At 69.4% G+C, this 17790-nt stretch carries 16 protein-coding genes; 2 read left to right on the top strand and 14 right to left on the bottom strand.

The window, feature by feature from the left end; all coding sequences use genetic code 11:
* The 3 genes from ACTWQJ_RS25480 to rfbB all read right to left on the bottom strand — a co-directional run.
* A partial coding sequence (locus ACTWQJ_RS25480) for an FAD-binding oxidoreductase (protein ID WP_443308898.1) occupies positions 1-687 on the bottom strand: 687 nt, incomplete at its 3' end.
* 68 nt (positions 688-755) lie between these two features.
* Positions 756-1271: a hypothetical protein gene (locus tag ACTWQJ_RS25475; protein ID WP_385265303.1), complete on the bottom strand. Its 516-nt coding sequence runs from the start codon at positions 1269-1271 to the stop codon at positions 756-758.
* 83 nt (positions 1272-1354) lie between these two features.
* Positions 1355-2374, bottom strand: coding sequence for a dTDP-glucose 4,6-dehydratase (gene rfbB / locus ACTWQJ_RS25470; RefSeq protein WP_443308897.1), 1020 nt, complete (start codon positions 2372-2374; stop codon positions 1355-1357).
* Positions 2375-2558: 184 nt separating this feature from the next.
* On the opposite strand from rfbB, the gene ACTWQJ_RS25465 reads away from it, so the two are divergent.
* Positions 2559-3860: a glycosyltransferase gene (locus ACTWQJ_RS25465; RefSeq protein ID WP_443308896.1), complete on the top strand. Its 1302-nt coding sequence runs from the start codon at positions 2559-2561 to the stop codon at positions 3858-3860.
* On the opposite strand, the gene ACTWQJ_RS25460 is transcribed toward ACTWQJ_RS25465, so the two are convergent.
* From ACTWQJ_RS25460 to ACTWQJ_RS25410, 11 genes are all read right to left on the bottom strand, one after another.
* Positions 3823-4992 (bottom strand): DegT/DnrJ/EryC1/StrS family aminotransferase, encoded by a 1170-nt coding sequence (locus tag ACTWQJ_RS25460; protein ID WP_443308895.1) that lies wholly within the window; start codon positions 4990-4992, stop codon positions 3823-3825. The genes ACTWQJ_RS25465 and ACTWQJ_RS25460 overlap by 38 nt on opposite strands.
* Positions 4989-5507 (bottom strand): flavin reductase family protein, encoded by a 519-nt coding sequence (locus tag ACTWQJ_RS25455; RefSeq protein WP_443308894.1) that lies wholly within the window; start codon positions 5505-5507, stop codon positions 4989-4991. Before ACTWQJ_RS25455 ends, ACTWQJ_RS25460 begins: the two co-directional genes overlap by 4 nt.
* Positions 5508-5556: 49 nt before the next feature.
* A complete protein-coding gene (locus tag ACTWQJ_RS25450; protein WP_443308893.1) occupies positions 5557-7107 on the bottom strand; it encodes a tryptophan halogenase family protein in 1551 nt (516 codons plus the stop codon).
* Positions 7108-7148: 41 nt separating this feature from the next.
* Entirely contained in the window at positions 7149-8012 is an 864-nt protein-coding gene (locus tag ACTWQJ_RS25445) for an HpcH/HpaI aldolase family protein (RefSeq protein ID WP_443308892.1), read from the bottom strand.
* The gene (locus tag ACTWQJ_RS25440) at positions 7987-9180 is read right to left on the bottom strand and encodes a Glu/Leu/Phe/Val dehydrogenase dimerization domain-containing protein (protein WP_443308891.1); all 1194 of its coding nucleotides are present in this window, start codon (positions 9178-9180) and stop codon (positions 7987-7989) included. The genes ACTWQJ_RS25445 and ACTWQJ_RS25440 overlap by 26 nt, the downstream gene beginning before the upstream one ends.
* Complete coding sequence (locus ACTWQJ_RS25435; RefSeq protein ID WP_443308890.1) at positions 9177-10430, bottom strand: FAD-dependent oxidoreductase; 1254 nt, start codon at positions 10428-10430, stop codon at positions 9177-9179. Before ACTWQJ_RS25435 ends, ACTWQJ_RS25440 begins: the two co-directional genes overlap by 4 nt.
* 65 nt (positions 10431-10495) lie before the next feature.
* Entirely contained in the window at positions 10496-11614 is a 1119-nt protein-coding gene (locus tag ACTWQJ_RS25430; RefSeq protein WP_443308889.1) for a DegT/DnrJ/EryC1/StrS family aminotransferase, read from the bottom strand.
* A 74-nt stretch (positions 11615-11688) separates the two neighbouring features.
* Positions 11689-12471, bottom strand: coding sequence for a class I SAM-dependent methyltransferase (locus ACTWQJ_RS25425; RefSeq protein WP_443308888.1), 783 nt, complete (start codon positions 12469-12471; stop codon positions 11689-11691).
* Positions 12468-13640: a glycosyltransferase gene (locus ACTWQJ_RS25420; RefSeq protein ID WP_443308899.1), complete on the bottom strand. Its 1173-nt coding sequence runs from the start codon at positions 13638-13640 to the stop codon at positions 12468-12470. Before ACTWQJ_RS25420 ends, ACTWQJ_RS25425 begins: the two co-directional genes overlap by 4 nt.
* A gap of 158 nt (positions 13641-13798) precedes the next feature.
* The gene (locus tag ACTWQJ_RS25415; RefSeq protein ID WP_443308887.1) at positions 13799-15025 is read right to left on the bottom strand and encodes an FAD-dependent oxidoreductase; all 1227 of its coding nucleotides are present in this window, start codon (positions 15023-15025) and stop codon (positions 13799-13801) included.
* Positions 15026-15137: 112 nt separating this feature from the next.
* Complete coding sequence (locus ACTWQJ_RS25410; protein ID WP_443308886.1) at positions 15138-16028, bottom strand: ParB/RepB/Spo0J family partition protein; 891 nt, start codon at positions 16026-16028, stop codon at positions 15138-15140.
* Positions 16029-16969: 941 nt separating this feature from the next.
* Between ACTWQJ_RS25410 and ACTWQJ_RS25405 the strand changes: the two genes are divergently transcribed.
* A complete protein-coding gene (locus tag ACTWQJ_RS25405) occupies positions 16970-17653 on the top strand; it encodes a hypothetical protein (RefSeq protein WP_443308885.1) in 684 nt (227 codons plus the stop codon).
* The last annotated feature ends 137 nt before the right edge of the window (positions 17654-17790 follow it).

Below are 17790 nucleotides of genomic sequence, written 5' to 3'. Positions count from 1 at the left end.
CGTCGCCCCAATGTCGACGGTCAGCCCGCCGCCATGCAGACGTCCCTCGGGCAACAGGCCGATGGTCATCTCGGTGACGACCTCGCCCCGCACCGGTCCGCTGCCGCGCAGCTGGGCGAACCACTCGGCGTCGTCCGGCCCGACCTCCCGCTCCTCGCCGTCCTCGGTGACCACCGTGAACGAGCGGACCAGGTCGCTGGCCCAGCCGTCGGAGCGGGCCAGCAGGCTGATCCCGCCGCCGAGGGTGTAGCCGACGGCGCCCACACAGCCCAGGCTGCCGCTGGGCGGCACCAGGCCGTGCGGTGCGGCCGCCGCCATGACGTCGTTCCAGGTCGCCCCGCCGCCGACGCGGGCGGTGCGGGTGGCGGGATCGATCAGGACGCCGTTCAGCCGGCGCAGCGTCAGGACGACTCCCTCGTCGGCGGAGAAGCACATCCCGTGTCCGGTGTTGTGCACGGTGACCGGAACTCCGTGCTCGCCGGCCAGCTGCAGCACGGTCCGGACGTCCGCGACCCGGCGTGCACCGACCACGAGGTCCGGCTGGTGGCGCAACCCGAGCTGGAAACTGGCCAGTTCCTCGGTGAAACCACTGTCGTCGGGCAGCAGCACCGGGCCCGCGACGGAATCGGCCAGGGCTCCGGCAAGACCGGATGCTGCGTTGGAGAGGGTCATGTCTGTCCTCGTCATGGGCGTATTGGGCGTCTTCGGCGTTCTGGACTGCAATGGGTTGGACAGGTCTGACGGGCGTACGGGACTCAGGCGCCGGTCGTGGAGCCGGGGCGGACGATCATCAGCACGACCACGACGGCCCAGAGCAGGTTGAAGATCCCGGTGACCATGGCCAGCCGCGCCGCCGCGGACCGGGTCGCCTCCGCGGTCGCGGTGTCCACGGCCGCACCCGCGCCGCCGCCCGCCGCCGCACCGGCGGGCTGGGCGAGCAGCCGCTCCTGACCCGGCAGGATCGCCATCAGCAGCAGGGCCGCGGCGATCGCCGTGAGGATGATCGAGACGATGAGCCAGGCATCGCCCAGCACGCCCATCTGAGCGCCGGTGGCAAGACCGAAGACCGGTACGGCGACGCCGACGACGGTGTATCCCCGGCAGATCCGGTGCAGCAGCGCCGCGGTGGCGGGGGTGCGCTCCTCCCCGCTCGGGTCGTCGTCCCCGGTCTGCGGCTTGACGAAGCGGGGGAACATCGATGCCGCCACCGTGATCGGGCCGATCGCCACGATCGACGCCAGCACATGCACCGAGAGCAGCAGTTTGGTCACCGGGGGGTCCCTTCTGGATTGCCTGCCAATACGTTGGCTACCAACTAATTGGTAACACAGATCAGCCCACTTGAGTAGGCTGCCTACCTGTTTTCGGCCTGCTGCGGCGCTGCGGACGATGCCGCCGGGGAGGGTCCCGGGCCGGCGACGAGCGGTTCCCACCAGGCGGAATGGGTGCGGTACCAGTCGATCGTCGAGGCGAGGCCGCGGTCGAAGGAGATGGCCGGTGCGTATCCGAGGGCGCGCAGCTTCTTGTCGCTGAGCGCATAGCGGAGGTCGTGGCCCTTGCGGTCGGGTACGTGCTCGACCCTCGACCAGTCGCAGCCGAGCCCTTCGAGCAGATGGGTGGTCAGCTCACGGTTGGTCAGTTCGGCGGTGCCGGCGATGTGGTAGACCTCGCCCGCCGCGCCGCGCTCGGCGACCACCTGGATGCCACGGCAGTGGTCCTCGACGTGGATCCAGTCGCGCACGTTGTTCCCCGCCCCGTACAGCGGGACCCGGCGGCCGCGCAGCAGGTTGGTGATGAACAGCGGGATGACCTTCTCCGGGTACTGGAAGGGGCCGTAGTTGTTGCCGCACCGGGTGACCGAGACGGGCAGCCCGTGGGTGCGCGCATAGGCGAGGGCGATCATGTCGCCGCCCGCCTTGGACGCCGCGTAGGGCGAGTTGGGCGACACCGGGGCGTCCTCGCTCCAGGCGCCGGTGGCGATGCTGCCGTAGACCTCGTCGGTCGACACGTGCACGACTCTGCGGGTGCCCGCGTCGAGGCAGGCCTGCATCAAAGCCTGCGTGCCGAGGACGTTGGTGCGGACGAAATCGCCGGAGTCCTCGATGGACCGGTCGACATGTGTCTCCGCCGCGAAATTGACGACCAGGTCGTGCCCCGGCACCACACGCGCCAGCAGGCCCGCGTCGCAGATGTCGCCCTGGACGAATGTGATACGTCCGGCGACCGATTCGAGATTTGCCGGATTCCCGGCGTAAGTGAGCTTGTCCAGCACGGTGACATGGGGCCGGCGCCCCTGCGCTTCTGCATCGGACACGAGCATGCGTACGTAGCCGGAGCCGATGAACCCGGCTCCTCCGGTCACGAGTATCTGCATTGAACACACCTCCCGAAACCATGCTTTCCTCCGGCGTGCCGTTCGGCCAGATCACCCCCGCCTGAACGGCCGACTTCTGGGTTAGCGTTCCGCCCACAGCAAACAATCGGCCGAGAAGAGAGGCAGAGCCTTGGCGAATGTGCTCGTGGCGACGGCGCCGGCCGAAGGCCATGTCAATGTCATCATGCATCTGGTGAAAGAGCTCGTACGCCGTGGAAACACGGTGACCTGGTACACCGGCAAGGTTTTCCAGGAACGCGTCGAAAGGACCGGTGCCCGGTTCTCGCCGATCGTCTCCGGATTCGACTACGGCGGCATGACACATGACGAGGCGTTTCCGGAACACACCGGTCTCACCGGCGTCAAAGGAATGATTGCGGTCTTCCGGGACGTCTTTCTCGGCACCGCACCCGACCAGCTCCGGGACCTCTCGGCGCTGGCCGAGGAATTAAAGCCGGATGTGGTCGTCACCGACGAAACCACCTATGCGGGCGGGTTCCTGAGCGAGCTGAAGGGGATTCCGCTGGTCTGGATGGCCACCTCGATCTACACCCTCAGCAGCCGCGACACCGCACCGTTCGGCATGGGCCTGAGGCCCTCGTCCTCGGTCCTCGGGCGGCTGCGCAACCGGACGCTGAAGTGGACGGCGGACCACGTCATCATGCGCGAACTGCGCCGTGCCGCCGACCGGACGCGGGCCCAGGTGGGTCTGCCGCCCATCGACGCCGGAGCGTTCGAGAACATCGTCCGGATGCCGTCGCTGTATCTGCTGGGGACGGTGCCGTCCTTCGAGTACCCGCGCAGCGATCTGCTCCCGCAGACCCGCTTCGTCGGCCCCGTCACGGGCGCGGCGACCGATGCGTTCGAGCCGCCGGCCTGGTGGGGCGACCTGAAGGCGTACGGCCGGGTGGTGCATCTGACGCAGGGCACCGTCGCCAACGAGCCGGAGCGTCTGCTGCGGCCCGCGATCCGCGCACTGTCCGGTCTGGACGCCCTGATCGTCGTCACGACCGGTGTCCCGCCGGAGCAGCTCGACCTGGGCCCGCTGCCGGACAACGTGCGGGTGGAGCGGTTCGTGCCGTACCACCATCTGCTGCCGCATGCGGACCTTCTCGTCACCAACGGCGGCTACGGCGGTGTGACCGCGGCGCTGAGCAACGGCGTGCCGCTCGTCGTGGCCTCGGCCACCGAGGACAAGAACGAGGTCGGCGCGCATGTCGGCTGGTCCGGGGCCGGAGTGCACCTCAAGAGCGCGACGACCTGGAGCGCAGGCTGCGCGCGGCGGTGCAACGGGTGCTCCGTGAGCCCTCGTTCCGCGCGCGGGCGCAGGCGCTCGGCGAGGAGTACCGCGCCCACAACGGGCCGCGCCGCGCCGCCGAGCTCATCGAGGAGCTGGCGGGCGGCGACGGCCCGGATGCGGCTGCCCCGGTGCGGGAGCGGTCGCGCCGTCACGCGTAGCGGACCGCGGCGGCGATCACGTCGCTGATGCGGTCGACGTCGTCCGGCGTCACCGACAGCCCGGTGGGAAGGGCCAGCACACGCTCCGTCAGCGCCTCGGTGACCGAGAGGTCGACGGGCGTGTGCACGGCGTCCTGCCGGTAGGGCCGCATACGGTGGCAGCCCGGCGAGAAGTACTTCTTGGTACGGATGTTCTCCGCCCCGAGCATGTCCGCCAGCCGGTCGCGGTCCAGGCCGGCCGCTTCGGGGTCCACCTGCACGACGATGTACTGGTGGTTGTGGGTCTGGCCGTCCGGCGCCGCCATCAGCGTGACGCCGGGTACCGCCGCCAGGCCCTCCCGGTAGCGCAGGTAGTGCGCCCGGTAGATCTTCAGCATGTCGTCCAGGTGCTCGATGGACGCGATGCCCATCGCCGCCGACGACTCGTTCATCTTCGCGTTCGTGCCCGGGCCGACGACGTTCATCGCCTCGTCGAAGCCGAAGTTGTGCATCGACCGCACCCGGGCGTGGATGTCCGCGGAGTCCGTGGCGACGAGCCCGCCCTCGAAGCAGTTCAGGATCTTCGTGGCGTGGAAGCTGAACACCTCCGCCGTCCCGCTCGGACCCGGCAGCAGGGGCCGGCAGCCGAACGACTGGGCCGAGTCGAAGACGAGCGGCACGCCCGCCTCCCGGGCGACGTCGTCGAGTCCGGCCGTGTCGCAGAGGTTGCCCCAGATGTGGACGCCCAGGATGCCGCCGGTGCGCGGCGACACCGCCTTGGCGACCGAACGGGGGTCCAGCGTGCCCGTTTCGGGGTCGACGTCGGCGAACACCGGTGTGAGGCCGATCCAGTTCATCGCGTGGGCGGTCGCCACGAAGGTGAACGACGGCATGATCACCTCGCCGGTGATACCGCACGCCTTCACGGCGACCTGCAACGCGGTGGTGGCGTTGTTCGTCGCGGTGTTGTGCGCGCGCAGCGTCCGCTGTGCCGCGAGCCCCTCGAACTGCCGTACCAGCGGGCCGAGGTTGCTCAGCCACCGGCGGTCGATGGCCTCGTTCACCAGTTCCAGATAGCGCTCCTTGGCGGGGACGTTCGGCGTCCCCACCCTGATGTCCTCGGCGAAACCCGGCGTACCTCCGTAGTACGCCAGGTCGCTCCGAGACCGCTTGGCCCTCATGTCGTCGGCCAGACGGCATAGCTGCGCAACCCGTAGATCAGCGGTTGCGGGGCCGGCGTCCAGGTCACCGACCGCTCGACCTCGCCGAAGACGACCGTGTGGTCGCCGACCGGCTCGGTCCTCAGCACCCGGCAGTCGGCCACCGCGTGCGCCACGTCGGGCAGATGCGGGCCGCCGCAGCCGGGCGCGTCCTCCCACTTCACCTGGTCGAACCGGTCGGACGCACCGGACGCGAACAGCTCGGCGACCGGGCGCCCGACATCGCTCAGCAGGTTGACCGAGAAGCGGCCTCCGTCGAGCACGGCGGCGAGGGTCGGGCTGCCGTTCCTGATGCACACCAGGAGGGTCGGCGGCCTCAGCGTGACACTGCACAGGGACGAACACGTCATCCCCCAGGGCCGCCGCGCCCCGTCGAAGGCCGTGACCACCGTGACGCCGGTGGGAAATCCGGCCATCAGCTCGCGAAACTCACCGGGTGCGAGAGTGGCCGCCGAAGGGGTGTTGGGTGCGATCATCCCCGCATCACCAGGTTTCCTTCCGTAGCAGGCATGGCCGTGTCCCGCGTCAGTGCATCTGGGCGAGGTACTCGTACTGACTGGGCAGGCTGCGGACCAGCTCCCTGCTGGTGGACCGGACCCGCGCGAACTCCTCGGCGGCGGCGCTGCCGTCCATCAGGTCCAGCGCGCCGGGCGCGCGCAGCGGGATGCCCTTCAGGCCCATCAGCATCGCCACGTAGGAGTACGCCTCGAAGCCGTGGTAGTGCGGGAAGATGTTCTCCGCGTCCGGCAGCTTGGTCTGCCACTGCTCCAGCCGTCCCTGCAGGGCGTCGGGCACCTTGCGGGTCTTGGCGTCCTTCCAGTACGCGTTGTCGCTGCGCGCCGCGCCCCGGTAGTGCAGCACCAGGAACTCCCGTACGCCGTCCATGCAGTTGTTGACCGCGCGGTTGTAGGAGTCGCGCAGCTGCTCCGACCAGTCGGCCTGCGGGAAGTGCTTGACCAGCTGCTCGATGCCGTGCTGGATGAAGAAGATGCCGGTCGACTCCAGCGGCTCGACGAACCCGCTGGAGAGGCCGATGGCGATGCAGTTCTTCGCCCAGGAGTTGCGGCTGCGGCCGATCCGCATCCGGATGTGGTTGGCCTCCAGGCCCTCCGCGTCCGGACCCACGAACTCGCGCAGCGTGCGCTCGGCCTCCTCGGGCGTGGTGTATTCACTGGCGTACACGTAGCCGGTGCCGATCCGGTCGAAGAGCGGAATCGTCCAGATCCAGCCGGCCTCCATGGCGGAGGCCTTGGTGTACGGGGCGATGCCCTTCTCGGCCGTGTCCACCGGGACGCGCAGCGCCACGGCACGGTCGTTGGGCAGCGTGTCCTGGTAGGAGACGAACGGCTCCTCCAGGGCGCCGTTCAGCAGCATGCCCTTGAACCCGGTGCAGTCGATGAAGAGGTCGCCCTCCAGGTCACCGTGGCCGCGGGTGGCGACCGCGGAGATCCAGCCGCGGTCGTCGAGCTTGACGTCCACCACGTCGTCGGTCACATGCCGGACCCCACGGCTGACGCCGTACTCGGTGAGGTACTTCGCGAGCAGGGCCGCGTCGAAGTGGTAGGCGTACGGGAACTGCGTGTCCTGTTCGGTCAGGGTGGACCGGAAGGCGGCGCCTCCGGGGCCGAGTTCGCTGTTGCCGCGTTCGAAGAGCGTGCCGTCCATGAAGCGCGGGGAGCGCAGGGTGTCGCCCAGCTGCGCCATCACGAAGTTGTCCACGTCGAACCGGTCCGACGGCCGCTGCTTGAGCCACCAGTCCGTCAGCGGGAAGCCGTCGACGACCCGCAGCCGCTCGAAGGGGTGGTAGAAGTGCTTCCCAACCTCCGACCAGTTCTCGAACCGGATGCCCAGCTTGTACGTGGCGTTGCAGGCCGGCATCCAGTCGGTCTCCTTGAGACCCAGGTACTCGAAGAAGTGCCGCACGGTGCTGAACGTGGCCTCGCCCACGCCGATCGTCGGGACCCGGTCGGATTCCACGACGGTCACCGATATCCGGTCCCCGAAGGCGGCCTTGAGATAACTGGCGCTCATCCAGCCGGATGTGCCGCCGCCCACGATCACTACCTTGTCGACCATTTTCTCTCCATCACCTTCCGGTTGGGTTTTCCTGACGGGTTTCAAGAACGGGGCAGGCCGCGCAGTGAATCGGGCAGACGGTCGAGATTCACCATGTTGCACCAGGTGCTCGCGGGCTCTTCCATGCCGTGGAGGGCGCCGTATTCCTCGCCGGCCTTGGTCAGCATGAAATGCAGATCGCTGGCCAGTCCGAGGAAGGTGAAACCGTCGTCGATACGGTCCCGTACGGAAGCGGCGTCCCGGCACAGGGTCCCGAAGGGAATGCCGTTCTCCCGGCAGGCGTCGGTGACCGTGCGCACAGCGTCCTGGAACGCCGGCTCCTGGCTCCAGAACTTGGCCGGCAGGCCCAGCGAGAGGTGCAGGTCGTTGGGGCCGATGAAGACCAGGTCGATGCCCTCGACGGCGAGGATCTCCTTGATGTTCGCCACGCCCTGGGCGGTCTCGATCTGGACGCCGACGAGAATCTCGTCGTTGGCCTCGGCAATGTAGGTCGGGGTGTTCACACCGAAGCCCACCTGCGGCGTCATGCCACCGCCGCCGCGCTCGCCGCGCGGGGGGAACCGGGCGAAGCGGACGGCGTCCGCGGCCTCCTCGGCCGTGTTCACCATGGGCACGATGACGCCCTGGGCGCCCGCGTCCAGGGCGTGCTTGATGTGGTCGATGGTGCCCGCGGCGACCCGGGCGACCGGGGTGGTCTCACCGCCGCTGAGGTCGGAGATCGTGCCGAAGACATGGCTGGCCGTGGTGTGGTCGACGGGCGTGTGCTCGAAGTCCACCAGCATCCAGCGGAACGCGCCCTGCGCGACCAGGAGCCTGGTCGCCGGAACGCTGTGCAGCTGGAGCCAGGTGCCGACCGCCGGGCTCTCCTGACGGATCAGTTCAAGCGTTTTGTTGCTGCGCAGCATGAGCCTGTGTCCTCTTCCGGTTGTCCACGTGCAGTCCGTGGGCGAGCAGGAATTCTTCGATTCGTTCGGTGATCGCCGCGAAGATCGACTGAATGGTCTCCCGATCGGACCGTTCCGTCTTCAGCAGTTCGGCGAACAGAATGGCCGCGCCCGAATTGGAGACCCATTCGGGAATGATGGTCACGCCCTGCTCGGTCCAGTGCGCCTTCACCTCTGGGCTGGAAAAGGCGTTGTTGGCACCGCAGACCACCACCCGGCCGGAGCCGCGCACGAACTCCCGCATGACCCCGTCCGTCACCGCGTAGCGGGTCGCGCACGGCGTGAGCACGTCCGGTCCGGTCACGGCGACGAACTCGGTGAGGAGTTCCTCGTCCGGCTGGCCGGCGCTGCGCGGCACCCATTTCCAGCCCCGGTGCGGGTTGTCCCGCACGAGCTCGCCGAAGGCGGGCCTGTCCTCCCGGGCGGTCCGGCGGCGCAGCAGCTCCGCGACGTCGATGCCGTCGGGGTCGACCAGGTAGCCGTCCTTCTCGCAGATGCCGGTGACGACGCCGATGCCGCGGGAGGTGAGCGAGTCGGCCGCGTTGGAGCCGACGCTGCCGAAGCCCTGGATCCCGACGCGGGGTGTGCCGCCGGCGGACAGGCGGATCGCCTCGGCGACCGAGTGGCCGGTGGCCGCGTCGTCGACGGTGGCGTGGTCGTTCCAGGGCTGCGCCAGCCGCTGCGGCATGGCGGGGGCCTGGGAGGGGATGCCGGCGTGCCGGGCCAGGGTCGCGGCCATCGCGACGAAGGCGGTGGGCAGTGCGAGATCCTCCCGCGCGATGCGCTCGATGACCTCCCTGCTGGTGTAGAGGTCGGCGCCGGTGCTCCACTCCCGCGCGATGACCTCCCGGTGCGCGATCATGAACCGGCGCAGGACGCCCTCGGCCTCCGGGGAGGTGGGGTCGAAGCGGATGCCTCCCTTGCCGCCGCCGAACTGCGGGCGCTGCAGGGTGTTCTTCAGCGACATGGTGGCGGCGAGGTCGGCCACCTCGGACAGCGTGACCCGCGGATGCATGAAGAGGCCGCCGCCCGAGACGCCGCCGGTCAGGCTGTGGATGACCAGCCAGCCCTCGGCCTCGGTCCGGTCGTCCCGCCAGTGGAACACCTTGGCGAGTTGAGTCGTGCTCACGTGGTGGTCACCCTCCGATCGGCCGCTGCGCCGTCAGCCGCCGCGGGGGTGCGGCGGTCGCGTGAGTAGATGTCGAGTGCTTCCCGGTAGCTGGAGCTGACGAAGTTGACCAGGGTGGGAAGCGGGGCGGTGCCGGAAGCGGCGGGGCGCGGCCCGGTTCCGTTCAGCTCGTCGTAGTTCGCGAGGGACAGGGCCGCAGCGGCCTCGTGTTCCGGTACGCGTTCACGCTGGAACTCGGCGAGGGCGGTGCCCTGTTCGTCCGGCCACTTCTCCAGCAGCCGCGCCAGCGCGGCGCAGTCCTCCAGGCCGATGTTGACGCCCTGCCCCAGGAACGGCGCCACGGTGTGCGCCGCGTCGCCGAGCAGCACGACCGAGTCGCCGTGCACCACCGGCGCGCAGGTCACGACGGAGATCGGACTGACCGGCGCCCTGGCGGGCCCCCGGTCGACCGGCCGGTAACTGGCCGCCGCATCGGGGAAGTTGCGCCGCAGGAACGCCCTCAGCTCCTCCTCCGTGGCGAGGTCGGCGAAGGTCGGATCGCCCTCCCGCGGCAGTACGAGCGTGCAGCGCAGGGAGCCGTCGCGGTTGGGCAGGCCGAACATGAAGAAGCCGTCCCGGGGCCAGACATGGATCGCCGTCGGAGTCATGCGCTCGTTCCCGGGCGCAGGGCGGAGCGTGACCTCGCGGTACTCGACGCCAGTCTGCCGCTGCCGGGACTGCGTCAGGCCCTGCTCGGCGAGCCGGCCGCGGACCACCGAGTGGGTTCCGTCGGCGCCGACGAGCAGGTCGTAGGCGACCTCGGACTCCTGCCCCTGCCCGTCGGCGAACGTCACCCGCCGGGCGGCGAAGTCCACGCCGGTGCACTCGGTGTCGAAGGTGAACCGCACGTCCGAGCCGGCGCTGCGCATCAGCAGCAGGTTCAGGTCGTTTCGGTCGATGGACAGGTTCTGCCAGTCGGCGCGCCCGTATCCGGCGGCGGCGATGCGACCGTCCGGCTCGTGGCGGACCCGGCTGCCGATCGGCACCACCAGGTCGTCCAGCGCGGCGCGGTCGCAGTGACCGTCCAGCGCCTCGACGCCCCTGGGCGACAGGGACAGATTGATCGTGCGGCCGTCGTACCGCAGGCCCTGCTCGACGTAGTGCGGGCGCTTCTCGTAGACCTGGACCGTGTAGCCGCGCCGGGACAGGACCTGGGCGGCCAGACAGCCGACCGGTCCCGCTCCGACCACCACCGCCCTGGGCGCGGACATGCGTGTACTCACTTCTGAAGACATGTGGAATCAACCCAAGCCTCTGGCCGAGATCCGCCGGGTTCTCAGGCGCCGTCGATGGCGGCCAGGACCGTGCGCAGGCACTCGATCACGCGGTCCTGCCGTTCCGGGGTCAGGGAGGGGTACATGGGGAGCGAGAAGATCTCCCCGGCCAGTCGTTCGGTGACCGGCAGGGCGGTCTTGGCCGCCTCCAGGTGCGCGAATCCGGCCATGGTGTGCACGGGCCACGGGTAGCTCACGTTGAGGCGGATGTCGTGGTCGCGCAGGCGCTCGATGATGGTGTCGCGGGCCGGGTGCCGGACGACGTAGACGTAGTAGACGTGGTCGTTGCCGGGTGCGGTCTGCGGCAGCACGAGGCTGGTGTCGCTCAGGGCCTCGCGATAGCGGTCGGCCACCGCGCGGCGCGCCGCGATGTAGTCGTCCAGACGGCGCAGCTTGCGCCGCAGGATCTCCGCCTGCACCTCGTCGAGGCGGCTGTTGTGGCCCGGGAGCGCCTCGACGTAGTAGCGCTCCTCCATCCCGTAGTAGCGCAGGCGGCGCAGGTTCCTGTCGACCTCGGGGCGATTGGTGATCGTCGCGCCGCCGTCGCCGTACGCGCCCAGCACCTTCGTCGGGTAGAAGGAGAACGCGGCGGCGGCGCCCGTCGTGCCGGCCATCCGGCCGTGCTGCCGGGCGCCGTGCGCCTGGGCGCAGTCCTCCACGATGTGCAGGCCGTGCCGGTCGGCCAGTTCGACGACCGGGTCCATCGGCACGCACTGGCCGTACAGGTGCACCGGCAGGACACAGCGGGTCCGCTCGGTGACGGCGTCGGCCAGCTGCGCGGTGTCCATCAGGTACGTCACCGGGTCGATGTCCACGAACTTCGGGGTCGCCCCGGTGCCCGTGATCGCCACCACGGTAGGCGCCGCGGTGTTGGAGACGGTGATGACCTCGTCACCCGGGCCTATGCCCAGCGCCTCCAGCGCCAGCTTGACCGCGTTGGTGCCGTTGTCGACCCCGACGCAGTGCTCGACACCGTGGTACGCGGCGAATTCCTTTTCAAATGCGGAAACGCTCGGACCGAGAATGAGCTGCCCCGAAGAGAACACCGAGTCGACCGCGTCCAGAATGTCATCACGCTCGGCGGCGTACTCATCCTGATAGGACCACACCAAGGTCGTCATCCGATTCTCCAACCTCGTCTTCGCCAACGGCCCGACCATATCCCGGGACCGACTTCCGCCGACATGTTCAGAATTTACGGACGGGCCGCGGATGTTTCGGCGAGGGTGCCTACGAAAACCCCCGGGCCGCCGTTGCCCAGATCGACGAGTTCGGCGTCCAGGCCGGCCTCACGGAACGCCGCGAGATATTCGTCCCGGGGGAACAACGCCATCACGTGTTCGTCGGTGAAGTGCCAGATTCCCTCCCCCGGTCTGGCCACGACGTAGTGCACCGTCATATGGCTGCTGGCACCCTTTCTGACCGAGTGCGAGACCCTTGCGAGCGTCATTCCCTCGAACTCGACCACATCGCCGCCGACATGACCGCTCACAAAGTTCTCGGAGAACCACCAGGGCTCCACCAGCAGCACTCCGCCGGGCCGCAGATGGCCGCGCAGACAGCGCACGGCGGCCCGCAGTTCGGAGCCGTCACGGATATTGCCGATCGCGCTGAACAGGCTGGTCACCGCGTCGAACCGGCGGCCCAGGTCGAAGTCGCGCATGTCCGCGCGATGGAACGGAACACCGGGCAGCCGCTCCCGCGCGTAAGCGAGCATCGGCTCGGCCAGGTCGGCGCCCTCCACCCGGTCGAAGACCGTGGCGAGATGGTGCAGATGCGTGCCGGGCCCGCAGCCCACGTCCAGCAGGTCGCGGGCGCCCGGGTTCCGTTCCCTGATCAGCGCGGCCACCTTCGCCGCCTCGGTCGCGTAGTCCTTGCCGCGGCCGAGGTAGATCGCCTCGTAGAGCGGTGCGACGTCGTAGACGGTGCGTGCCGCGGCCAGCGCACGACCCCACTCGGTCGGCGTGGCGGTGGTCATCCGGCCCTGCCTCCGGAGCGCTCCACCAGGTCGGTGAGCCGGCCGGCGATGTCGAGCGGAGTCGGCAGGCCGCGGATCTCCTCGCGTACCTCCTGCGTCGCCGTCTTCATCTTGTCGTCCGCCAGCACCGATTCGAGCAGCTCGCGCCCGACCTCCTCGGGCGGCGCGGTCGCGCCGACCCCGCGGTTGACGACGGCGTCCATGATGAGCGGCCGGCCGAGGCCACCGAACTCGGGGATGATCTGCGGCAGTCCGCTCATGATCGCGCCGAACGCCGAGCCGGGGCCGCCGTGGTGGATCACCAGCGAGCTGCACGACATCAGCGAGACCAGCGGTGCCCAGCCGAGCGACGTCACGTTGTCCGGCAGCGTGCCGAGGGACTCCAGGTCCACATTGGGGGCCGCCAGGACGAACTCGGCGTCCATGTCGGGGGCCGCGGCCACGACGTTCTGCACGACGCGGGCGGTCTCCACCGGGGGCGGGCCGCTGCCGAACGTCACGGCGATCCGCGGTGTGTCCCGCCTGGCACCGATCAGGTAGTCGTAGGTCTCGCGCGGCAGGACGCCGCCGCCGTTGAAGGGGATGGTGCCCATCAGCCAGGAGTCCGGCTCGATGGCGCCCATGCTGGGCGGCGTGATGTCGATGGTGGCCAGCACCTCGGGCAACCCCACGCCGTGCGCCTCGAAGAGGTCGCTGTGCATCTCGCGCATGAGCTGCGGGGAGTCGTCGGTGCGGACCAGACCGAACTCGTTGCGCACCGCGGGCACACCGAGCTTGGCGGCGGCAACGAGGGCGGGGGTGAGCAGCGGGGAGTAGACGATGACGTCCGGGCGCCACTCCTCGGCGGTGCGGATCATCGCCTCGACCATGTCGGGCTGGAGGCGCAGGGCTCCGGCGACGGCCATGCCGATGGTCTCGTGGTAGTCGGGGTCCAGGGCGTCGTTGTTCAGCCTGGCGATCACATCGGGGCGGTGCTGGGCGAGCTTGCCCTGCATCTGGGTCAGAGAGAGGCCGGGGGCCACGTCCACGCAGCGCACGCCCGCCTCGCCCATCATCAGGCCGGGGCCGCACGAGGCGACGAGCACGTCGTGGCCGGCCATCTGCAGGGCCCAGCCGAGCGGCACCATGGGGTACGTGTGACCGGCACCGGGACTGATCATCATGAGCACGCGCAAGGCGCATCATCTCCATTCGGGCACGCGGGGGGTGTTGGGGTGGGTCAACAGGCGTTGGGGCCAACAGACGTTGGCGCAATGGGCGTTGAGTCAACGCCCGTAGGTCAACGCGCGTGGGTCAACAGTCGTGGGCCTACGGCGGCCCGCACGGCTCAGCGAAGTTCCGGAATCGGGCTCTCCGGTCGCAGTCCGATGCCGATCGTGCGGGCCGGGCCCGCCTGGAGCAGGGGAAGTCGCTTGAGGATCCGCAGCACCACCGGCGTCGCGGCCTTGCCCTCGCCCCGCACCCACGGCTCCAGGAACCGCGTCTGCAGAAACCGCTGGAGCCGCTGTGTCGCCACCGTCGGCGGCGTGCGCCGCTTCTGGACGCGGGCCAGGTGCTCCTCGGTGACCGTGCCGGACGCGAGCGGCCCGGCCAGGATGTTGGCGGCGGCCACGGCGTCCTGGACCGCGAGATTGATCCCCACGCCCATGATCGGCGACATGGTGTGGGCCGCGTCCCCGATGCACAGCAGCCCAGGACGCCACCAGCGCGGGAGCCGGTCGATCTGGATGTCCAGCACCTTGACGTCGTCCCAGCTGCGCACCTCGTGGACCCGGTCGGCGAGGAAGGGGGTGAGTTCGCTCAGGGTCTGCCGGAACCAGTCCAGGCCACGCTCCTTGACCTCCTCGTATCCGCCCTTGCGGACGGTGTACGCGGTCTGCCAGTGGGTCTGCCGCTCGATCCGGACGAGCAGCTTGCCGTCGGAGAGCCGGCCCACCATCCCGCCCGGGTCGCCCTCCTTCTTGGAGAGCTGGAACCAGAGGATGTCCATGCCCGAGCCGAGGACCTGCGGCCGCAGCCCCGCGGACCGGCGCAGCGCCGACCGGCGGCCGTCGGCGGCCACGGTGAGGTCCGCCCGCAGCTCGTGCTCACCGGTCGTGTCCTGGTAGCGCAGCCCGGTGATCCGGCCGTTCTCGGCGATGGCCTCGGTGACCTCGCAGTTGCGCCGGAGCTGGAAATTGGGGAAGCGGTTCGCCTCCTCCACCAGGAAGTTGAGGAAATCCCACTGCGGCAGGAACGTGATGTGCTTGAACTTCCCCGGCAGCCGCCGGAAATCGGCGAGCGTGAAGGTTCCTTCGTCAGTGACCACCTGTAGTTGGTGAATGTGCTGGTGGGCCAGTTTCAGGAATTTCTCCTGCAGGCCCAGTTCACCCATGAGCCGGAGCGTCGAGGCGTGTACGGTGTCGCCGCGGAAGTCGCGTAAGAAGTCGTCATGTTTCTCCAGGACCACGGTATTGACTCCGGCCCTGGCCAACAACATACCGAGCATGAGTCCGGCGGGCCCCGCCCCGGCAATGGCACACGTCGTGCTACTCGTTCCCACGTTCCCCCACATTCTGTGTTCATCTCTCGCCGAACGCCGTCGTCCAAACGAAACACACGACCGGAAGACGGGTGAGAATCTACCTCCGCGGAATGGACACCGGAATGTTCAGGCAGGGGCAAAATCATTCGCCGGTTCCGGCCCGGGTCACCGCCTCCTGTTCCAGTTGTTCGGCGAACTGCGTCCACTTGAGCGCGCTTTGCCGGGCCAGCATCGCGACGACGTCCGTGCAGTGCGTGGGCAGGTTCATCACGATGCTCGTCCATGCCGAGGTGTCGAGGTCGTGCATCGCGAGCAGGCGCAGCACCACCCGCCCGGAATCCGTGGAACGCAGTGCCGGATCCCTGCGCAGCCGCTTGAGGAGTTCCGCGGTGGGCTGCGGAAGGGCCTCGCGTGCGGCCCGCGGGGCGTTCTGCCGGGACCGCTGCTCCGCGGCCACCGACCGGCTGCCGCTGGGGATGGGGTCCTCCCCGCGCAGCAGCCGCATCTTGACGTCGTGGGCCGTGCCCAGCGAGATGCCCGCGGCCCTCGCGACCTCGCGCAGGCTCGCGTCCGGCCGTTCGGTGAGCAGTCGGCCGGCCTCTTCCCGCCCCTGTGCCACACCCCGGGGATGGACCTTGCCATCCATGCCGATCCGGGTGTTCAGGTGCGGATCCTCCGCGGTTGAACGCCGGATGCGGGCGACCGTCCGGGCGGACAGACCGGCCACCAACGCCGCATAACGGTCCGACATCTCGGGGTTCTCGCGCAGTAATCGCCCCGCAGCGGCCACCCGCTCGGCATACGACAGCGGCATGCCGTGCGCCGTGTTCAACCGCACCGAGATCGCGAACAGCTCCCGCTCCGGTACGTCGAGCAGGTAGGCGTCGATGGTGGTGTCACCGCGGCGCCGGGCGGCGTCCAGCCGGTGCATCCCGTCCACGACGCGCCACGTGGGCCGGTGGACGACTATGGGCGGAAGCCGCGCCTCGACCTCGTTGAGGACGTCGACGTGGTCCTGGTCGATCCCTTTCATCCGCGGCGAGTCCGCAGGGATCAGGGAATCTATCGCAACCGATCGGCGTTCAAGGGCGGCGAACCCCAGCCGCGCACCGTCGGTGGTCAGCTCGGGAAGTATCTCGGACAGATTTGGCCGGAAACGCTCAACTGTTTGTGTATTCATCAGCCTTCAGCTCTCAAGGCGCTGATCAGCGCTTGTTCGTCGGGTTGTGCGGCGGTTGGTTGAATCAGGTACCGCGGTGCGCACATGGAAGTGCTCCGATCCGGGAACCGGGCGCGGGCGTGACAGAGCAACGCTCACCACTGCCGCGCGCCGCCGATACGACGGGAAGCCGGATACGGAGTCTCAGATGCCGGTCATCGCACACGATGCCGGGAGGAACATTCCGACGAGCAGAACAAGCAGGACAGGGAGCCGGAGTACGGCTCTGCCGACGACGACGCAGAAAAATGCCGGAAGCCGAAGACCCGCGGCCCTGCGTCATACACCGGATCAGCGCCCTGAGACACCCCGTGCCCGACGGGCAGGCGGAGTGCGGGCGGGAAGACCCCTTTACGCCCCGTTGGTTGCCACTTTTCGACGACTTGACCGTCGTCGTCCATCACAGGCTCGGTGGTCAGGTGACTCAGCGCACCCCGAGCACAATCGCGTCCATCTTGTGTCAGACAGCACATGGCTCCCCCTGTCTGCAATTCCCCGTAACGCAGTTCGAAATCTAACCGACATACGGAGCATGGGCAGCGTCGTTCAGTGGTTCCGGTTCGCTTTCCGGCCAGCCCCGGGGGCGGGGGCGGCGGAACCGTGCGCAGCAGGAGAGGTCGTGTTTCTCAGTACCACCCCGTCCTGCGTGCGAGGCCCGGAAAACGGGTTCCGCACCGGCGGTTGAACGGCACGCTCCAGATGGCGGGGCGCACGTCAACGCCCCGGCGCACGCGGTGGATGGCACCATGGCCACCATGGCCTCCCTGGCAACGGCGCCCGCCGTCCGTCTCACGCGCTCCGCGGTCTTCGCGGCGGTCTGTGTGACGACGACGGCGGCCGGGCACGCCCTGACGACCGGACACGCGCTTCCGGTCCGGGTCGTGGCGGGGGCCTTCGCCGCGGTGCTCGCCCTCGCCTGGTGGCTGTCGGACCGCGCACGCGGATCCGCCGTGGTGGTCGGCGCGACGGTGGTCACCCAGTTCGCACTGCACGCGGCCTTCACCGCCTCCCAACTGCCCGCCGGCCACCGGCACGCGCACGGCACACCACACCCTCCGGCCCACGCGGCGCACTCCGACGAGGCGATGGACCGGCGCCACCACGCCATGGAGGCCGCCTCTCTGCTGGGCGACCGGACGGCCACGGCAGCCACGCACGGCGCCTCCACCGCGGCATTGCTGGCACACGTCGCGGCCGGGCTGCTGTGCGGGCTGTGGATGTGGCGGGGGGACGCCACCGTGGTCCGCCTCGGGCGTCTGCTGCTGCTCCTCCTCTGCGCTCCGCTGGAGCTGGCCGGGCGCCTCACCGCAGCCGCCGTCCCGAAGCGGCGCCCGGCCGCCGCGCCGCCGGCGCACGACGAGGTCCCGGCACTGGGCCGGATGCTCCTCCATCACGTCGTCTCCCGCAGAGGCCCGCCGGTCGGGCTCCGCCTCCTCTGACACCGTCCGTCACGGCCAAGCCGCTCCACAGGTGCAGGCCTTGGTGACGGGCGAGGAAACAGCACGCCTCACCAGCTGCGGGACCACCTGTCTCCTTCCTTCTCTCGTCCTGTCGACGGCATCACCGCCTTCCCTGG

The organism is Streptomyces sp. KR55, assembly GCF_052245645.1.
Lineage (GTDB): Bacteria > Actinomycetota > Actinomycetes > Streptomycetales > Streptomycetaceae > Streptomyces > Streptomyces flavusporus.
This window is presented reverse-complemented; position numbering and strand designations above follow the sequence as displayed.